Source organism: Bacillus sp. N1(2025), from assembly GCF_053470005.1.
In genome coordinates, this window is record NZ_JBLTJB010000008.1 from 97,377 (window position 1) to 112,993 (window position 15,617).

Consider the following 15,617-nt stretch of genomic DNA (forward strand, 5'->3'; position numbering starts at 1 on the left):
TTTATACACTCTTCTGAAAGGATGACCCCATTGCTGAAAGAACATCTGAGAAAAAAAGCGCTGGAAATCGGGAACATACCGCCGCACTATGAGCTTGAAATAGAAGATTATGATGAAAAACAAAAAACGAAAGCCTATTATATATGGAAAGATCGTAACCAGCCGGATAAAACGGTCACGATTGAGCTGGGCGACGACGGATCTTTGCTTACTTATTCACGCAACGACTGTCCGGGTTCAGACATGCAGCTGTCAGACGCCGAATTAAAGCTGACGGCTCTTCGGTTTGCGGCGAGACACCGCCCGCTTACTTTTATGAATTTCATCTTTCAGGCGAAGGAAGAACGCAATGGGTGCATCCGATTTATCTATACAAAAAAAGTGCTCGGCCGGCCGCTTCCCGATTCAGGTTTTTTCGTTGATGTAACCAGGAGCGGCTTCGTCGTGCAGTTTATCTATTACGGGGATAAGGGTGAAGCGCCCGTCCCGGAAACATTCGTCGATCGGGAAAAAGTCGTCTCGCATTATATGAGTGTGCTGACATTCAGTCTCGTCTATGATGTGGTCAATTTTGAGAAAATACCGCGTCTCGTCTATGAACCGATTCTGCCGGCTTACAGCTATCCGGCCGGTGAAGATGATATCGTGCCGGATCAGCAGCTTTGCGAAGACAGGAATGAGCCGGCAAAACCGCTTCCCGCGTTTGAACATAAACGGGAAATCAGCCTGGATGAATTAATGGGGTTTACCGCGGATATGGTTCAGACGCGCCGGCGCGATCTCGGGGATGAGATCGGAACAACATGGCGGAAAGGATCGGTTCCGGAACGGAAAGATTTGAGTATCGAAAGCTATTTTGAAAGCAGCAACAAAAATACAATGAAGATGAAAACGGACAAAAAGACAGGGAAAATGACAGCCTTTAAATCTTTTATTGAGCATCAGGGCCCGGCCTTTTATTCTGCGGAAGAGTGTGAGGCCGTCGCGCTTCAATTTTTATACAAGCTTTATCCGAGAGCGGACGAGTTTTTTAAAATGAACCCGGTGAAAACGGACGGAAGGGGCAGGTTCCGCTTCCATTTTTCCATATGGCATCAGGATATTCCGCTGCGGTTCGGCGCTGCGAGAATACTTGTCAGTCCCGTAACGGGGCTTGTGGAAGCTTACATGGCGCCTGACATTGACCCGGAGCAGCTGGAGAAGATCAATCCGGTGCCGGCCGTTACTCCCGAAGAAGCAAAGGCCGCTTTTTTATCCGATTTCCATCTGCGGCTGGAGTGGCAGCGCGATTTTACGCCGTCCGGCAATGAAGGATATAAGCTTGTGTACAGGCCTGTCTATCCTCCGTACATTGATGCGCAAAAGCGAAAAAAGAAAAGGTTTTATTAGCCAGGGATCATTTGTAAATGAGGATAATCTTTAAAGCCTCTCCAATCGCCTCCCCAATCAAAACCGAGCTTTTTGGCAATCGATACGACCTCAAGCCAATCGGGCGTGCCGTTTCGGTTTCCGTCGTACGTCATATCCCAAATCAGGCTTCCATCCTTTTTTTGCAGGGCGAAGTCGATCGCAAGGCCGTAATTGTGGTAAGATTCCCCGCCTTTTGCGTAGGTGACGATATTTCCTTTTTTTGAACGTCCTTGACGGTACAATTCGTTTTGTTCCTCAATTGATCTGAAACCCTCTGTGATAACGACGGTGATGCCTTTTTTCAGAGCGGCCGTCTGCAATAGCTCCGCATTCTGTTTCACGAGCGGATGAAGAGCGTTTGGAATGGCTCTGTCTTGTAATGCCGTCTGCGGCCTCAATTCTTTCTGCACATAGGAAAAACATAGGTCTGCGGAAAAGAAGAGGATCAAAAGCAGCGCAATTCTGACTGATAGTTTCATGGTGAATTCTCTCTTTCTTTAATTGGTTAAAATCTTTGTTTGCTCACTGCCATAAATTTGCTATGATAAAATATAACATAATTAGTAGTCGGAGGAAGGAGGCAAATCTATGAAATCCAAGATTCCATCTGAAGAAGTGGCCGTAAAGATGAATGAATGGTATAAGCTGATCCGCGCGTTTGAAGCCGATAAAGCTGAAGCGCTGAAGCGGGAGATTCAATATGAACTCGAAGATATGGAAGAGAACCAGGATTTATTGTTGTATTTTTCATTGATGGAATTTCGGCACCGCATCATGCTGGATAAATTAAAACCCATGAAAGACGGCGACTGCCAGCCTCCGTTCTCTGAAATGCTCACTGAGATTGAGATGAACCAGCAAAAGCTGACCGGCTTACTGGAATATTATTTTTACTATTTCAGGGGAATGTATGAATTTAAGCAGAAAAACTTCATCTCAGCGATTTCTCATTATAAGCGGGCTGAGGAAAAGCTTGAATATGTGGAAGATGACATAGAGAAAGCCGAGTTTTTGTATAAAATTTCTGAGGTGTACTATCATATCAAGCAGACTTTCTTTTCGATGAATTACGCAGGACAGGCGCTTGATATTTACAAGAAATATGAATTGTACGGAATGAGAAGGGTGCAGTGCAAATTTATCATTGCCGGAAATCTGATGGACGCCCAGCAGCATAAAAAAGCGCTGGAATACCTCGAATGCGCCTTGGAGCACGCGGAGCGGCTTGATGATCAATATATGATTGCTGCGGCCTATTATAATATCGGGCACTGTATGTACAGTCTGGGTGACTTTTGCAAGGCGGCGGAGGATTTTGAACGGGCGGCCGCCGGATTTGAAGCACACAGCTTCCGGCAGGTCATCCAGGCTGTTTTTTCACTCACGCATATCTACTTTAAAACGGAAAAATACAGTGAAGCCGCCGCCAGCTGCGCGCGGGGCATGAGAAGCGCGGCGGAATGGGAAGATGAGATCTATCTGACGAAATTCCGTCTGATTAAAGAGCTTTATAAGGGGGAAGGCGGACAGGATTCGCTCAAAGAGTATTTTGACATTCTGGAATCAAAAGAGCTGTTGGCTGACACAGAGGAACTGCTTCAGGACGCGGCTCATTTCTTTCATAAACGGGAGAACTACAAAGCGGCATCTTATTTTTTCAGCAGGCTTGTCGGCGTGCAAAAAAGGCTGCAAATGAACAACTACGCATAATGAAAAAAGAACGGGGGAGCTTCGGTTTCATCGTTCTTTTTATGATCCCTTTTGTTTTCAGCCGATCAAAACCGGGTACATGCTCTGTATTAACATCAGGGAGGAAATGAGACAATGTATCAGGATTTACAGGGAAAAACAGCAATCGTAACAGGTTCTTCGAAAGGAATCGGAAAGGCCATTGCCGAACGCTTCGGCAAGGAGCGGATGAATGTGGTTGTGAACTACCTCGGTGATTCCTCCGGAGCGGAAGAAGCGGCGGACATCATTGAGAAAGCGGGAGGCCGAGCCGTCACCGTAAAAGCCGATGTATCCTCAGAAGAAGGGATTCAGGCGCTGTTTCATGCCGCGCAGGAGCATTTCGGGGGCGTGGACGTGATGGTCAACAATTCGGGCTTTAACGGAGCCGAAGCGATGCCCCATGAAATGAGCCTGGAGGATTGGCAAAGGGTCATCGACGTCAACGTGACCGGCACCTTTTTGGGGGCGAAAGCGGCACTGAAACATATGCTCGAGCGCGGCAAAAAAGGAACGGTCTTAAACATATCGAGCGTTCATCAGCAAATACCCCGCCCTGAAAACGTGCAGTACTCGGCATCCAAGGGCGGAATCAAAATGATGACGGAAACGATGGCGCTCAATTACGCAGACAAAGGCATCCGGGTGAATGCCATCGCTCCCGGCACGATCGCCACGGAGTCCAATAAGGATCTGGAAGATGAAACACATAAACAGGCCCAGCTGAAAAAAATTCCGATGAACGCCTTCGGCAAACCGGAAGAAGTCGCCGCGGCCGCCGCATGGATGGTGTCGGAAGAAGCGAGTTACGTGACCGGAACGACACTTTTCGTCGACGGAGGCATGACGCTTTATCCGTCTCAGCTGGAGTGAAAATTATACTAATTTCTCATTTTTAACGTCACTTTCTTCCTTTAGGAGACGCCAGTCTTCGTGTCGAAGTGAAGTGAACAGAAAAACAATATTTGTCAATATTATAATAAATGAGCCTGCCTGGAACACATGCAAAGTACCAAGTTTATGAGAAAAATAGCCTGCGGCTAAAACGCTAAGGGGAGCCAGTAATGTTGAGATAAGCCTTGAACCGCTAAAAACTCGTCCTAAATAATCAGCAGGGACATGAGTCTGAAAAAGCAAACTTACAAGTCTGGAATTCAAACCTATGCTCCCCATTAAAATGGAATTAAGAATTCCGATTGTCAGCCAATGATCGCTGTGTGCAAGAATCAGTAAAGACAATGCAGTCATGAAAGATGAAATAAACAATGCATGTGCTGACTTGAAAAAACGGTGCACGTAGGGAAGAATAAGACCGCTAATGATTCCGCCTGCAGCACTTAGCGTATAAATGAAACCGATTTGTGTTTCCGTGATATGAAGCTCTTCTTTGAGTTTGAACATAATCATGAGAACCGCACCTGTTAACCCTAAATTTATAAATAGGTTCCATAACGTCAGCAGCTTGTAGACTTTAATCGAGAGGGTATATTTAAGACCCTCAAAACTTTTCCTGAGAATTTCCTTAGGAGTTGCAGCAGCTGTTATCTCTTTATCTGAGTAGTTTATTAATCTAAGCGAGAAGATAAGGATCAAAAAACCTGAAAACGTAAACCATAGGCTGTTAAATAAACCAAATATGGTTAATGATAAACCGGCTATTGAAGGGCCGATTGAAGTAGCTATTGATAAAGCGATCTGAGAAAAAGAATTAGCTGAGGGCAGATCACTCTTTTTCACGATTTCAGGAATGATAGATATGTCAGTTAAACCATACATCGCGATCAGCAGATCAATAAAAAAAGCAATAAATAAGACAAGGGGTGCCGTTAGGATCTGAAATTCATGGAAGATCGGAATGAAAGAAATGAGGAATGCCTGGGATATTGAAATGAAGATAAGTACCTTTTTTCTATTATATGAATCTATAACGGCACCGCCAAAATATGCTGCAAGAAAATCCGCCAAAAAACCTAAAGCGTAGCAAACCCCCATTAAAATTGGAGAGTTTGTGAAATAAAGTATTAATAAGGGGAGAACGAGGTCATATATATTTTCAGTTAATTTGTGTATAAAATTACTGCTGACAACAAAAAGAAGCGCTCTGTTTTTAATCATGATTTAATCCTTTCCGATAATGTTAAATACAATAAAGAGAAGAACTTAGGACAGCTAAGTTCTTCTCGATTTCTCTACTCAATCGTAACTTCGTAATTGTCCCCTATTTCTTCCAGTAAGTCTTTGGCGCTTTTTGCTTCAATTGAGGCAGTGCCTTCTCATAACTCAGAATAATCAAATAATAACCAATTATTGCAATTTTGTAAATATATCTTGTAATAATTGGATTTTTTTATTTTTCGGTCTGTGGCTCAAGTGGTCATATTGCGTTTGGGGAATATAGGGAAGACCTTGTTTACATTTAATAAAAACAAGGAAATCATCTATTAAAAATAAAGGAGATTAAACTTTATGGCAAGTGACTGGTGGAAAGACGCCGTTGTCTATCAAATCTATCCGCGAAGCTTTCAAGATACGAACGGCGACGGCATAGGCGACCTGCGGGGGATTATCGCGCGTCTCGATTATATAAAAGAACTTGGCGCTGATGTGATATGGATCTGCCCGATTTACCCGTCGCCAAACGTTGATAACGGCTACGATGTGACGGATCATCAAGCGGTTATGGAATCCTACGGAACGATGGAGGATTTTCACGATCTGCTTACAGAATGCCGCAGCCGCGGATTAAAGCTTGTGATGGATTTCGTCTTAAATCATACCTCCACGGAGCATCCTTGGTTCAAAGAGGCGGAAATGAATCCGGACAGCAAATACCGCGATTATTATATTTGGCGGCCGGGCACCGCGGACGGCCCGCCGACCGATTGGGTGTCGGATTACGGACAATCCGTCTGGCAGTACGAAGAACATACGGGCGAATATTATCTGCATATGAACGCCGTCAAACAAGCCGATCTGAATTGGGAAAATCCCGAGGTTCGGCAATCAGTATACGAGATGATGAGATTTTGGCTCGATAAAGGCGTGGACGGATTGCGAATAGACCAGCTTCATCTTCTGTCAAAAAAAGAATATTTGCCGCCATATGAAGATTACATCGCCCGCCGGGCCGATCCGAAGCCTTTCCGGCCAAACGGGGCACGGATACATGATTACTTAAAAGAAATGACGAAAGAGGTATTTTCCAAATATGACGTGATGTCAGTCGGCGAGGCCGGATCAGTGACGCCTGAGGAAGGGCTCGTCTACACGGGAACCGATGAGCATGAACTGAATATGATTTTTCATTTTCAGCATATGGAGCTTGATCAAAAGCCGGGCCAAGAGCATTGGGATGTAAAACCGCTTGAGCTGTCCGATTTAAAGAAAGTGCTCACAGACTGGCAGGAAAAACTGGAACATCAAGGCTGGAATACGCTGTATTGGTGCAATCATGACCAGCCCCGGATCGTATCCCGTTTCGGAGACGAAAGCACATACCGCAAAGCATCCGCCAAAATGCTTGCCGCCCTGCTTTATTTCATGAAAGGCACGCCGTACATTTACCAGGGAGAAGAAATCGGCATGACAAACGCTCCGTTTGACAGAATAGAGGATTATCAAGATATTCAGACCGTCAATATGTATCATAAAAGGGTATTTGAAATGGGCCGCAACAGAGAAGAAGTCATGGCGTCCATTATGGCGAAAAGCCGGGACCATGCCCGTACACCGATGCAGTGGGACGGCAGCAAGAATGCCGGATTTACGGAGGGCGAACCGTGGCTGAAGGTCAATCCCGATTACAAAACCGTCAATGCGGCCGAGGCTCAGGATGATCCCGATTCTATATTGAACTTTTACAAAAAACTGATCCGCCTGAGAAAACAGTATGCTGATATCATAAAAGGCAGCTACACCCTGCTGCTTCCTGATGACCCGCAGCTGTTTGTGTATGAAAGACAGGCAAACGGACAAAAACTCATGTCCATCAGCAACGTATCGAAAGAAGAAGCCGCCTTTTATTGGCCGGACGGCTCCGAACCTGAAAGGGCCGAGCTGCTTCTCAGCAACTATGAAAATGACGGCGGCACGGAATCCCGCATCACATTCCGCCCTTATGAAACAAGAGTTTATCTGCTTGCCTGATATGTGATACGACGCCCCCGTCCATACATGGCGGGGGCTTTTTAGGTAAATCGGATATCAATTTAGAAAAAAATATCTTGCAAAACGTAATTACTTCGTTTTATTATGGTATAGGTAACAAATGAAAGAGAAAGTACGCTTTGGAAATCGTCATCATTCTGATTTACAGAACAGGGGGAAACGGCTTGTTTAAAAAATGGAGCGGAATCATTGTCATTGCGGCATGCTTTTTAATCGCGGCGGGCTGCGGCAATTCATCTTCAAAAGGTTCGTCAGGTTCTTCGAAAAGCGGCAAACTGCACGTCGTGACGACCTTTTATCCTATGTACGAATTCACGAAACAAATTGTCAAAGACAAAGGCGATGTAGACATTCTCATCCCGTCTTCGGTCGAACCCCATGATTGGGAGCCGACGCCGAAAGATATCGCCGGCATTCAAAACGCCGATCTTTTCGTATACAACAGCGAATATATGGAGACATGGGTTCCTTCAGCGGAAAAAAGCATGAGCTCTGATCATGCGAAGTTTGTAAAGGCGTCAAAAGGAATTGACTTACTCGAAGGTTCGGATGAAGAGGAAGAGGAACATGGACACGGCGGTCATGACCACAGCCACAGCATGGACCCTCACGTGTGGCTCAGCCCGGTTCTTGCGCAAAAAGAGGTCAAAACCATTACGGCGCAGATCGTAAAACAGGACCCGAAGAATAAAGCATACTATGAGAAAAATAGTAAAGAATATATTGCAAAACTGCAGGATCTTGATAAACTATACCGTACAACATTAAATAAAGCGGCGAAAAAAGAATTGATCACACAGCACGCGGCATTCAGCTATCTCGCCAAAGAATACGGCTTAAAACAAGTCGCGATTGCAGGCCTTTCTCCTGAAGAAGAGCCGAGTGCGGCCAAACTGGCGGATCTCAAAACGTTTGCCAAAAAGCATGATGTGAAGATCATCTACTTTGAAGAAGTTGCATCGCCTAAAGTTGCAGATACACTTGCCGGTGAAATCGGCGCGAAAACGGAAGTGCTCAATACACTGGAAGGTTTAAGCCAAAAAGAACGGGATAAAGGCATCGGTTATATCGACATTATGGAGAAAAACCTTGATGCACTGAAAGATTCGCTATTGGTTAAATAACATAGTGTGCGCCGCGGGGTGCACACTATTTCTATGCGGGAAAGGAAGGTCAGCATGAATCTCGTTACATTAAAAGATATCGTTTTTGGTTATTCGCATACACCGGTGCTTGACGGCGTGTCGCTGGAAATCAAAAGCGGCGAATTCGTCGGCATTACAGGACCGAACGGCGCGTCAAAATCGACGCTCATGAAAGTCATGCTTGGCATGCTCAGACCTTGGGAAGGAACGGCCGAGATCAGTAAAAAAAATGCAGCCGGAAAACGCCTGACAATCGGCTATGTTCCGCAGCAGATTTCTTCATTTAACGCAGGATTCCCAAGCACTGTTCTGGAGCTTGTGCAATCAGGCCGTTATACGAAAGGAAAATGGTTTAAACGATTGAACGAAACGGATCACCACGAGGTGGAAAACGCGCTGAAGATGGTGGAAATGTGGGATTTCCGCCACCGGAAAATCGGCGATTTATCCGGCGGACAGAAGCAGAAAATCTGCATTGCGAGAATGCTTGCGAGCAATCCGGACCTGCTGATGCTTGATGAGCCGACAACAGCGGTTGATTATGAAAGCAGACAGGGTTTCTACGAATTTATGCACCATCAAGTGAAAAATCACAACCGCACCGTCGTCATGGTGACACACGAACAAAACGAAGTACAGCAGTATCTGGATAAAGTTATACGGCTTGAGAGGGGGGAAAAAGGCGGATGGAAATGTTTGACTTGGAATTCATGCGACGAGCTTTTCTAGCGGGAAGCATGATCGGAATTATGGCGCCGATATTAGGCGTATATCTCGTGCTGAGAAGACAGGCGCTGATGGCGGATACGCTGTCTCATATTTCATTGTCGGGCGTGGCCATCGGTTTTTTTCTCAGTACCAATATTACAGCGGCGAGCATTGTTGTCGTCACGATCGGAGCGATCGGCATTGAATACATGCGGCGGGCGTACCGTACATATTCAGAGGTATCTATCGCAATCTTAATGGCGGCCGGGCTGTCGTTTGCGATGTTTCTGATCAGCCTGTCAAAAGGCGGCGCATCGATGAGCATCGATCAATATTTATTTGGATCGCTTGTCACGGTCAGCCAGCAGCAGGTCTATATTATCGGAGGCATTACCCTGCTGATTCTGCTTTATTTCATTATATTAAACAGACCGCTCTATCTGCTTACCTTTGACGAGGCGACGGCGAAGACATCAGGCATTAACACAAACCTCCTGTCAATGTCATTCAGCATCGTGACGGGGCTGGCGATTTCGGTCATTATTCCGATTATCGGCGTGCTGCTCGTTTCCGCGCTCCTCGTACTGCCCGCGGCTTTTGCAATCCGTATTGCCAAAGGGTTTAAATGGGTGTTTGCGGCGGCCATTATTATTTCTCTTTTCAGTGTGTTCATGGGGCTGACGTCTTCGTACCAGCTCGGAACGCCTCCGGGGCCGTCAATCACTTTACTGTTAATCATTCTGCTTCTGCTCGGGTTTACGCTGCAGGGGATTTGGAATGCGTTTAAAAAAGGAAAAGAACGAAAAAATCGCCGTTAAGCGGTGCAGCAGTCTCATCTGCTGCTCCGTTTGACGGCTTTTTTTTACAGAAATATATCAGCAAGACGCTCATATGACTCTTTTTTTGCTTCGAAATCAAAGACGTTGCACAGCACCATCATCTCTTTTGTCTGATACCGCTCGGAAAGTTCAAGCAGACGGCGTTTCACTGCGGCAGGAGAGCCGATCACCATCCGCTTCCTGTTTTCTTCTATCTGTTTACGATCCTCCGGCGAATACGGATAAGCCTTCGCTTCTTCCACACTCGGCACGCGGCTGTCGGCGCCTTTTCCGACACGAAGAAGCCATAAATCCTGGCTTAACGCGAGTTCTTCCGCTTTCTCATCCGTAGCCGCGCATATGACGAAAATGGCACAGAGCGAGGCGGGAGCGGAAAAATGGGCGGAGGCCCGGAAATGGTCCCGATAGATCTGAAAAGCTTTTTCCCCGCGTTCCGGATTAATGAAATGGCCGAAGACATAGCCCGCACCTTGAAGAGCGGCGCGTCTGGCGCTGTTTTCCCCGAGGCCGAGCACCCAAAGCTGCGGGGCTGTTTCAATCAAAGGCGCTGTTTTTATTCCTGCATAAGCATGGTTCGAGGGAATCGAATCTGTCAGAAAGGATGATAAATCCTCAAGCTGCCTGTTAAATTCGGTCATGCTTTTCTTTACCCCGTCTGTGAGGGCGAGCCGGATTTTCGTTGTGCCGCCCGGTGAGCGTCCGACCCCGAGGTCAATCCGGTTCGGATGCAGCGCCTCAAGCTGACGGAAAGTTTCCGCGACTTTATAGGGGCTGTACTGCGGCAGCAGCACGCCGCCTGATCCGACACGGATGGACGTTGTGGCTGCGGCGGTATGAGCGATCATAATTTCCGGCGAAACGCTTGCGAGCCCTCTTGTGCCGTGATGCTCGGCAAACCAGTACCGCTTATAGCCCCACCCTTCACTGAGGCGGGCGAGCTCCGCTGAACGGCGGAGCGTCTCGTGCGGCCCGTTTCCTTTGGATACGGGCGCCTGATCAAGTATGCTTAAATCAATCACTCGTCTGCCCCTTTCCTGACATGTATTGTTACAAGGATAGGAAAAATGTTCAGTCCCCGTCAATTTCTTTGTTTTCTCTATTCTCTCCGGAACGAAGGAGAATATAGGAAGTAATTTTTCGCCGTTTTTCGCCAAAAATTCTTATGTTTTATGAAACTTTGATATAATAAAAGACGTATATCTTAATAAACACCGGGATTCTTGTCCCGGAATTTAGTAAAAATGCGCACTTGCGGCGTGCTTAGCGGCACCCTTACAGAATAGGAGTGAATCATATGGCGATCTCTTTACAAAAAGGACAGCGGATTGATTTAACAAAAGGAAAAGCCGGCCTGTCAAAACTGCTGGTCGGACTCGGCTGGGACCCTGTATCATCCGGGGGCTTTTTCGGAAAGCTGTTCGGCGGAGGCGGTGCCAATATCGACTGTGACGCTTCCGTACTGATGCTTGAAAATGATAAAATGACAGACAGCAAAAACGTCATCTATTTCGGCAATCTGAAAAGCCGGTGCGGCGGTGTCGTACATACGGGTGACAACCTGACGGGTGAAGGCGACGGCGATGATGAACAAATTCTCATCGATTTAGCGAAAGTGCCCGCTCAGATTAATAAACTTGTGTTTGTCGTCAATATTTACGACTGCGTCAGACGAAAACAGGACTTCGGCATGATTCAAAACGCGATCATCCGCGTTGTTGATCAGGCTAATCGCGAAGAACTGGTGACTTACAATTTAAGAGATAACTATTCAGGCAGAACGAGCCTGATCGCGGCGGAAATCTACCGCCAGGACGGCGAGTGGAAATTCGCCGCAGTAGGAGAAGGCACAAACGATACAAAAATCGGCGATATCGTTAACCGATACGCCTAAACGATAAAAAGGAGAGTGCACTCATGGCAATTTCATTGGCAAAAGGACAAAAAGTAGATTTGACTAAAACAAATCCGGGTCTTTCTAAAGTCGTTGTCGGCCTTGGCTGGGATACAAACAAATACGACGGCGGACATGATTTTGATTTAGATTCCAGCGTCTTTCTATTAAATGAAGCAGGAAGATGCGCGTCGCCCGATGATTTCATTTTCTATAATCAGCTTGAAGGCGGAAACGGCTCTGTCGCACATTCAGGCGACAACCTGACAGGCCAGGGCGAAGGCGATGACGAAAGCGTAAGGGTCAACCTGAGCGCGGTGCCTGCCGCTATTGACAAAATTTCATTCGTCATCACGATTCATGAAGCGGAAGCCCGCGGCCAAAACTTCGGACAAGTTTCCAACGCGTTCGTGCGCATTGTCAATGAAGAGACAAATGAAGAGCTGATCCGCTACGATCTGGCTGAAGATTTCTCAATTGAAACAGCCATTATCGCAGGGGAGCTTTACAGACATAACGGCGAATGGAAATTTTCCGCGATCGGCTCAGGCTACCAAGGCGGACTGGCCCGTATTGCGACAGATTACGGCCTGCAAATCGGCTGAACCATATCAAACACAGAAGGGAGAGACAGCACATGGCTATTCAATTGGCGAAAGGACAGCGTGTTGATCTGACAAAAACGAACCCCGGTCTTACAAAAGCGGTGATCGGTTTAGGCTGGGATACGAACAAGTACTCCGGAGGGCATGACTTTGACCTTGACGCGTCGGCTTTTCTTGTCGATGCCCATGACAACTGTGTAAATGATCTTGATTTTGTTTTCTACAATAACCTGGAACACCCGAGCGGGGGCGTCATCCATACGGGAGACAACCGGACGGGCGAGGGCGAGGGAGACGATGAACAAATTATCGTCGACTTCTCAAAAATACCCGCAAATATTGAAAAGATCGGCATCACCGTCACGATTCATGATGCGGAAGCGCGCGGCCAAAATTTCGGACAAGTGTCTAACGCGTTCGTGCGCGTCGTCGATGAAAACAGCCAGAATGAACTGCTTCGTTTCGATTTAGGGGAAGACTTCTCGATTGAAACGGCGGTTGTCGTTTGTGAGCTTTACCGCCATGGGGCTGAGTGGAAGTTTAACGCCATCGGCAGCGGGTTTTCCGGCGGTCTGGCATCACTTTGCCGGAATTACGGCTTGCAGGTGTAAGCAGGAAATTACCGTTTTACTAAATAGGAGGAAAAAACTTGGATTTTCTACATCATATTATGTCGACCTACGCTTCCTTTTTTGATTGGAAAATGTGGGGTGAGGTGCTGACTGACCCTGTATCATGGGGGCTGATCGGTTCCTTGGTTCTGCTGGAAGGGCTGCTGTCGGCCGACAATGCGTTAGTGCTTGCGGTGATGGTAAGGCATCTGCCTGAAAAACAGCGGAAGAAAGCATTAACATACGGATTGTTCGGGGCATATATTTTCCGTTTTATCTTTATCGGGATCGGAATGCTGCTCATTAAGTTCTGGTGGATCAAAGTGCTTGGCGCGCTGTACCTGGCTTGGCTCGTCATTAAGCATTTCTGGATCGGAGAAGGTGATGACGATACGGAAGGCATGAAGAAAAATTCATGGATGGTCCGTACGTTCGGAATTTTCTGGGCCACTGTCGTTTCAGTTGAGTTAATGGATCTGGCCTTCTCTGTTGACAGCATTCTGGCCGCGTTTGCGGTATCGGAAAAAGTGTGGGTGCTCTTGATCGGCGGTATGCTCGGCATTCTCATGATGCGTACAGTCGCAAAAGTATTCCTTGTTTTAATTGATAAAATCCCTGAGCTTGAAAACACGGCTTTCGTGCTGATCGGGATCATCGCCGTGAAAATGGCGGCGAGCGCCTTTGATTATGAAATGCCGCACGTGGTGTTCTTCGGAATCATCATCGCTGCGTTTGTGGTAACGTTTATTATCCACTATTTCAACAAACAAAAGCAGGTTCAGGAGCAAACGGCTGCATCTAAAGAAGAATAAAACAAAAAAGGAGGGAGAGTTTCATTTCCTTCCTTTTTTGTACCGATAATCATGAAGAGAAAGGAGGAAAATGATGAAGCAGGAAGAATTGGTGATCCGAAAGGCCGAGCCGGAAAACGGTGACTGGGAAACGTTTCTGATGCGGCCGCTGCCGGAACGTCCCGGTTACGAGCGGGAAAACGGGCTGGCGTTTACCCGGCTTGCCGTCCGGATTTTGGGCACTCCTTATGATGAGACGGAGTATTACAATAAGCTTTTCGAGCTGTCTTCTCATGAAAACATCCATGTGTTAAGCGAGACGCTGGATAAGACTATCGCTCCTGAAACGTTTCAGGCGCTCCAGCACATCCATTCGGTCAATCAAAAAGAGAAAGGGCTTTCGGTTTCCAGGTTTGTCGCGTTTCTCGATGGAGGCAGGCTGCTTGCCAAACACGCTGATCCGCTTATGCACCGCCGGCTGAGAACCGCGTTTATGACGCTTTTGGAAACCTTTGCGGACCGGCATGAAAACGGGCTGAATCATCCCGATTTCCGGCGTGTGCTCTTGGATGTGTCAAAGTTTTCGCTGAACCACCTGAATCCATGGCTCGAACAAGCCGATATAGAGCGTGAGATGCCGAAGGTGGTGTGGTATGGAGACGCTACCAAAAGCCAGCTCTATTTTCTCTATTATCTCATGCTGATCGGCTGTGACGTCCTATTGTTTCATCCGGCTGCGGAAGATCCGTTCAGCTTGATTGATCCGGATGAGGAACTCAGCTTTGTGATAAAGCTCCCCGCAACAGGCGGCCTTGAGCCATTCCCGAAAGAAAAGCCGGACAGAACGTCCACGACGGCCTACCGGTCAACGAAAGAAATTGAGCATGTGCTGAACCATGAGGAATCTATGATGTATAAGCCTTGGCAGTTCAGGGATCATACCCCGCAGTCCGTGACATTAAAAACGACGTATGATGAGTTATTTCTCATTGCGAAGGAGCGGGCGTTTATCCGGCCGCAATTTAAAGCGGACAGGGAGCGGGTGGCCGTTCCGAACCTTTTTGCGAAAGTGATGGGGGTTTCCAAAGATACGAAAGAATATTGGAACAGACTCCATACCGCCGCAGACTATCAGGAGACACACATGATCCGCAGTTTTCCGTTTACGGAAGAGCTGAAAGCCAACTACCAGTATCACTACAGTCAGGTTTTGAACGAAGAAGGAGCGATTGACGCGGAAAGGCTGAAAAGAAGCAACATCTGGCAGTACAAGCATCTGCCTTCAGGCGTGCAGAGCGCCATCGCCAATGTGATTTCTGACATGTGCAGAAACCCAGGGCTGAAGGCTTTGCCCGGGGAGCAGGCAAGGGATGCCGCAATCTATTTGTTCCGCCAGGCGACGAACCTGCCCGCTTCGCTGCTGCAATTGATTCAGACGTTTGATTACGCCCAAACCGTTCCGAAACTCGTTTTATATCATACGGAACAAAATGGCGAACTCACACGTTCTGACGCCGCCGCTCTGTTGTTTTTAAATAAATTCGGCGTCGATATCATCTTGTATAATCCGCCGGGCCATCAGGACATTGAGCATTATATTGAAGAAAGCCAATTTGATGTCCATTGGCTGGAGGACATGGTGTTTCGGCAGGAATATAAGGAGCCGTCACTCGTAAGAAAGCTGTTTAGAACCATTACGCAAAAGCAGGGAGAGTAAATAAA

General features: G+C 47.0%; 15 protein-coding genes. 12 read left to right on the forward strand and 3 right to left on the reverse strand.

What is annotated here, in order from left to right; all coding sequences use genetic code 11:
* Nucleotides 1-30 precede the first annotated feature (30 nt).
* The gene (locus ACNFN4_RS16875) at nt 31-1,389 is read left to right on the forward strand and encodes a YcdB/YcdC domain-containing protein (protein WP_029973934.1); all 1,359 of its coding nucleotides are present in this window, start codon (nt 31-33) and stop codon (nt 1,387-1,389) included.
* Here ACNFN4_RS16875 and ACNFN4_RS16880 read toward each other — a convergent pair.
* Complete coding sequence (locus ACNFN4_RS16880) at nt 1,386-1,889, reverse strand: M15 family metallopeptidase (RefSeq protein ID WP_326353198.1); 504 nt, start codon at nt 1,887-1,889, stop codon at nt 1,386-1,388. The genes ACNFN4_RS16875 and ACNFN4_RS16880 overlap by 4 nt on opposite strands.
* 109 nt (nt 1,890-1,998) lie before the next feature.
* On the opposite strand from ACNFN4_RS16880, the gene ACNFN4_RS16885 reads away from it, so the two are divergent.
* Both ACNFN4_RS16885 and ACNFN4_RS16890 read left to right on the forward strand, forming a co-directional pair.
* Nucleotides 1,999-3,120 (forward strand): response regulator aspartate phosphatase, encoded by a 1,122-nt coding sequence (locus ACNFN4_RS16885; protein ID WP_095061492.1) that lies wholly within the window; start codon nt 1,999-2,001, stop codon nt 3,118-3,120.
* A gap of 114 nt (nt 3,121-3,234) precedes the next feature.
* Nucleotides 3,235-4,011 carry a glucose 1-dehydrogenase gene (locus ACNFN4_RS16890; RefSeq protein WP_110124498.1) on the forward strand — a complete coding sequence of 259 codons (777 nt, stop codon included), beginning with the start codon at nt 3,235-3,237 and terminating at the stop codon, nt 4,009-4,011.
* Between the two features lie 3 nt (nt 4,012-4,014).
* On the opposite strand, the gene ACNFN4_RS16895 is transcribed toward ACNFN4_RS16890, so the two are convergent.
* On the reverse strand, nt 4,015-5,253 hold the full coding sequence (locus tag ACNFN4_RS16895; RefSeq protein ID WP_017419352.1) for an MFS transporter: 1,239 nt from the start codon (nt 5,251-5,253) through the stop codon (nt 4,015-4,017).
* Nucleotides 5,254-5,604: 351 nt separating this feature from the next.
* On the opposite strand from ACNFN4_RS16895, the gene ACNFN4_RS16900 reads away from it, so the two are divergent.
* The 4 genes from ACNFN4_RS16900 (at nt 5,605) to ACNFN4_RS16915 (ending at nt 9,976) form a co-directional block, all read left to right on the forward strand.
* Nucleotides 5,605-7,284 carry a glycoside hydrolase family 13 protein gene (locus tag ACNFN4_RS16900; RefSeq protein WP_448200330.1) on the forward strand — a complete coding sequence of 560 codons (1,680 nt, stop codon included), beginning with the start codon at nt 5,605-5,607 and terminating at the stop codon, nt 7,282-7,284.
* 185 nt (nt 7,285-7,469) lie between these two features.
* Nucleotides 7,470-8,429 carry a metal ABC transporter substrate-binding protein gene (locus ACNFN4_RS16905; protein WP_029973931.1) on the forward strand — a complete coding sequence of 320 codons (960 nt, stop codon included), beginning with the start codon at nt 7,470-7,472 and terminating at the stop codon, nt 8,427-8,429.
* 54 nt (nt 8,430-8,483) lie between these two features.
* Nucleotides 8,484-9,179 (forward strand): metal ABC transporter ATP-binding protein, encoded by a 696-nt coding sequence (locus ACNFN4_RS16910; RefSeq protein ID WP_021495283.1) that lies wholly within the window; start codon nt 8,484-8,486, stop codon nt 9,177-9,179.
* Nucleotides 9,137-9,976: a metal ABC transporter permease gene (locus tag ACNFN4_RS16915; protein WP_007409044.1), complete on the forward strand. Its 840-nt coding sequence runs from the start codon at nt 9,137-9,139 to the stop codon at nt 9,974-9,976. The genes ACNFN4_RS16910 and ACNFN4_RS16915 overlap by 43 nt, the downstream gene beginning before the upstream one ends.
* 44 nt (nt 9,977-10,020) lie before the next feature.
* On the opposite strand, the gene ACNFN4_RS16920 is transcribed toward ACNFN4_RS16915, so the two are convergent.
* The gene (locus ACNFN4_RS16920) at nt 10,021-11,016 is read right to left on the reverse strand and encodes an LLM class flavin-dependent oxidoreductase (protein ID WP_263121578.1); all 996 of its coding nucleotides are present in this window, start codon (nt 11,014-11,016) and stop codon (nt 10,021-10,023) included.
* A 275-nt stretch (nt 11,017-11,291) separates the two neighbouring features.
* On the opposite strand from ACNFN4_RS16920, the gene ACNFN4_RS16925 reads away from it, so the two are divergent.
* From ACNFN4_RS16925 to ACNFN4_RS16945, 5 genes are all read left to right on the forward strand, one after another.
* Nucleotides 11,292-11,888 (forward strand): TerD family protein, encoded by a 597-nt coding sequence (locus tag ACNFN4_RS16925; protein WP_448200331.1) that lies wholly within the window; start codon nt 11,292-11,294, stop codon nt 11,886-11,888.
* A 23-nt stretch (nt 11,889-11,911) separates the two neighbouring features.
* On the forward strand, nt 11,912-12,493 hold the full coding sequence (locus tag ACNFN4_RS16930) for a TerD family protein (protein WP_003156648.1): 582 nt from the start codon (nt 11,912-11,914) through the stop codon (nt 12,491-12,493).
* Between the two features lie 32 nt (nt 12,494-12,525).
* A complete protein-coding gene (locus tag ACNFN4_RS16935; RefSeq protein WP_003156645.1) occupies nt 12,526-13,104 on the forward strand; it encodes a TerD family protein in 579 nt (192 codons plus the stop codon).
* 38 nt (nt 13,105-13,142) lie between these two features.
* Complete coding sequence (locus tag ACNFN4_RS16940; RefSeq protein WP_003156644.1) at nt 13,143-13,916, forward strand: TerC family protein; 774 nt, start codon at nt 13,143-13,145, stop codon at nt 13,914-13,916.
* A 73-nt stretch (nt 13,917-13,989) separates the two neighbouring features.
* Nucleotides 13,990-15,612, forward strand: a complete 1,623-nt coding sequence (locus ACNFN4_RS16945) for a YceG family protein (protein WP_448200332.1) — start codon at nt 13,990-13,992, stop codon at nt 15,610-15,612.
* Nucleotides 15,613-15,617: the final 5 nt, after the last annotated feature.

Excerpts from the sequence above, each read along its gene's own strand:
- ACNFN4_RS16880 (WP_326353198.1), bottom strand. The coding sequence starts at position 1,889 with ATGAAACTATCAGTCAGAATTGCGCTGCTTTTGATCCTCTTCTTTTCC.
- ACNFN4_RS16885 (WP_095061492.1), top strand. The coding sequence starts at position 1,999 with ATGAAATCCAAGATTCCATCTGAAGAAGTGGCCGTAAAGATGAATGAA.
- ACNFN4_RS16890 (WP_110124498.1), top strand. The coding sequence starts at position 3,235 with ATGTATCAGGATTTACAGGGAAAAACAGCAATCGTAACAGGTTCTTCG.
- ACNFN4_RS16895 (WP_017419352.1), bottom strand. The coding sequence starts at position 5,253 with ATGATTAAAAACAGAGCGCTTCTTTTTGTTGTCAGCAGTAATTTTATA.
- ACNFN4_RS16900 (WP_448200330.1), top strand. The coding sequence starts at position 5,605 with ATGGCAAGTGACTGGTGGAAAGACGCCGTTGTCTATCAAATCTATCCG.
- ACNFN4_RS16910 (WP_021495283.1), top strand. The coding sequence starts at position 8,484 with ATGAATCTCGTTACATTAAAAGATATCGTTTTTGGTTATTCGCATACA.
- ACNFN4_RS16915 (WP_007409044.1), top strand. The coding sequence starts at position 9,137 with ATGGAAATGTTTGACTTGGAATTCATGCGACGAGCTTTTCTAGCGGGA.
- ACNFN4_RS16925 (WP_448200331.1), top strand. The coding sequence starts at position 11,292 with ATGGCGATCTCTTTACAAAAAGGACAGCGGATTGATTTAACAAAAGGA.
- ACNFN4_RS16930 (WP_003156648.1), top strand. The coding sequence starts at position 11,912 with ATGGCAATTTCATTGGCAAAAGGACAAAAAGTAGATTTGACTAAAACA.
- ACNFN4_RS16935 (WP_003156645.1), top strand. The coding sequence starts at position 12,526 with ATGGCTATTCAATTGGCGAAAGGACAGCGTGTTGATCTGACAAAAACG.
- ACNFN4_RS16945 (WP_448200332.1), top strand. The coding sequence starts at position 13,990 with ATGAAGCAGGAAGAATTGGTGATCCGAAAGGCCGAGCCGGAAAACGGT.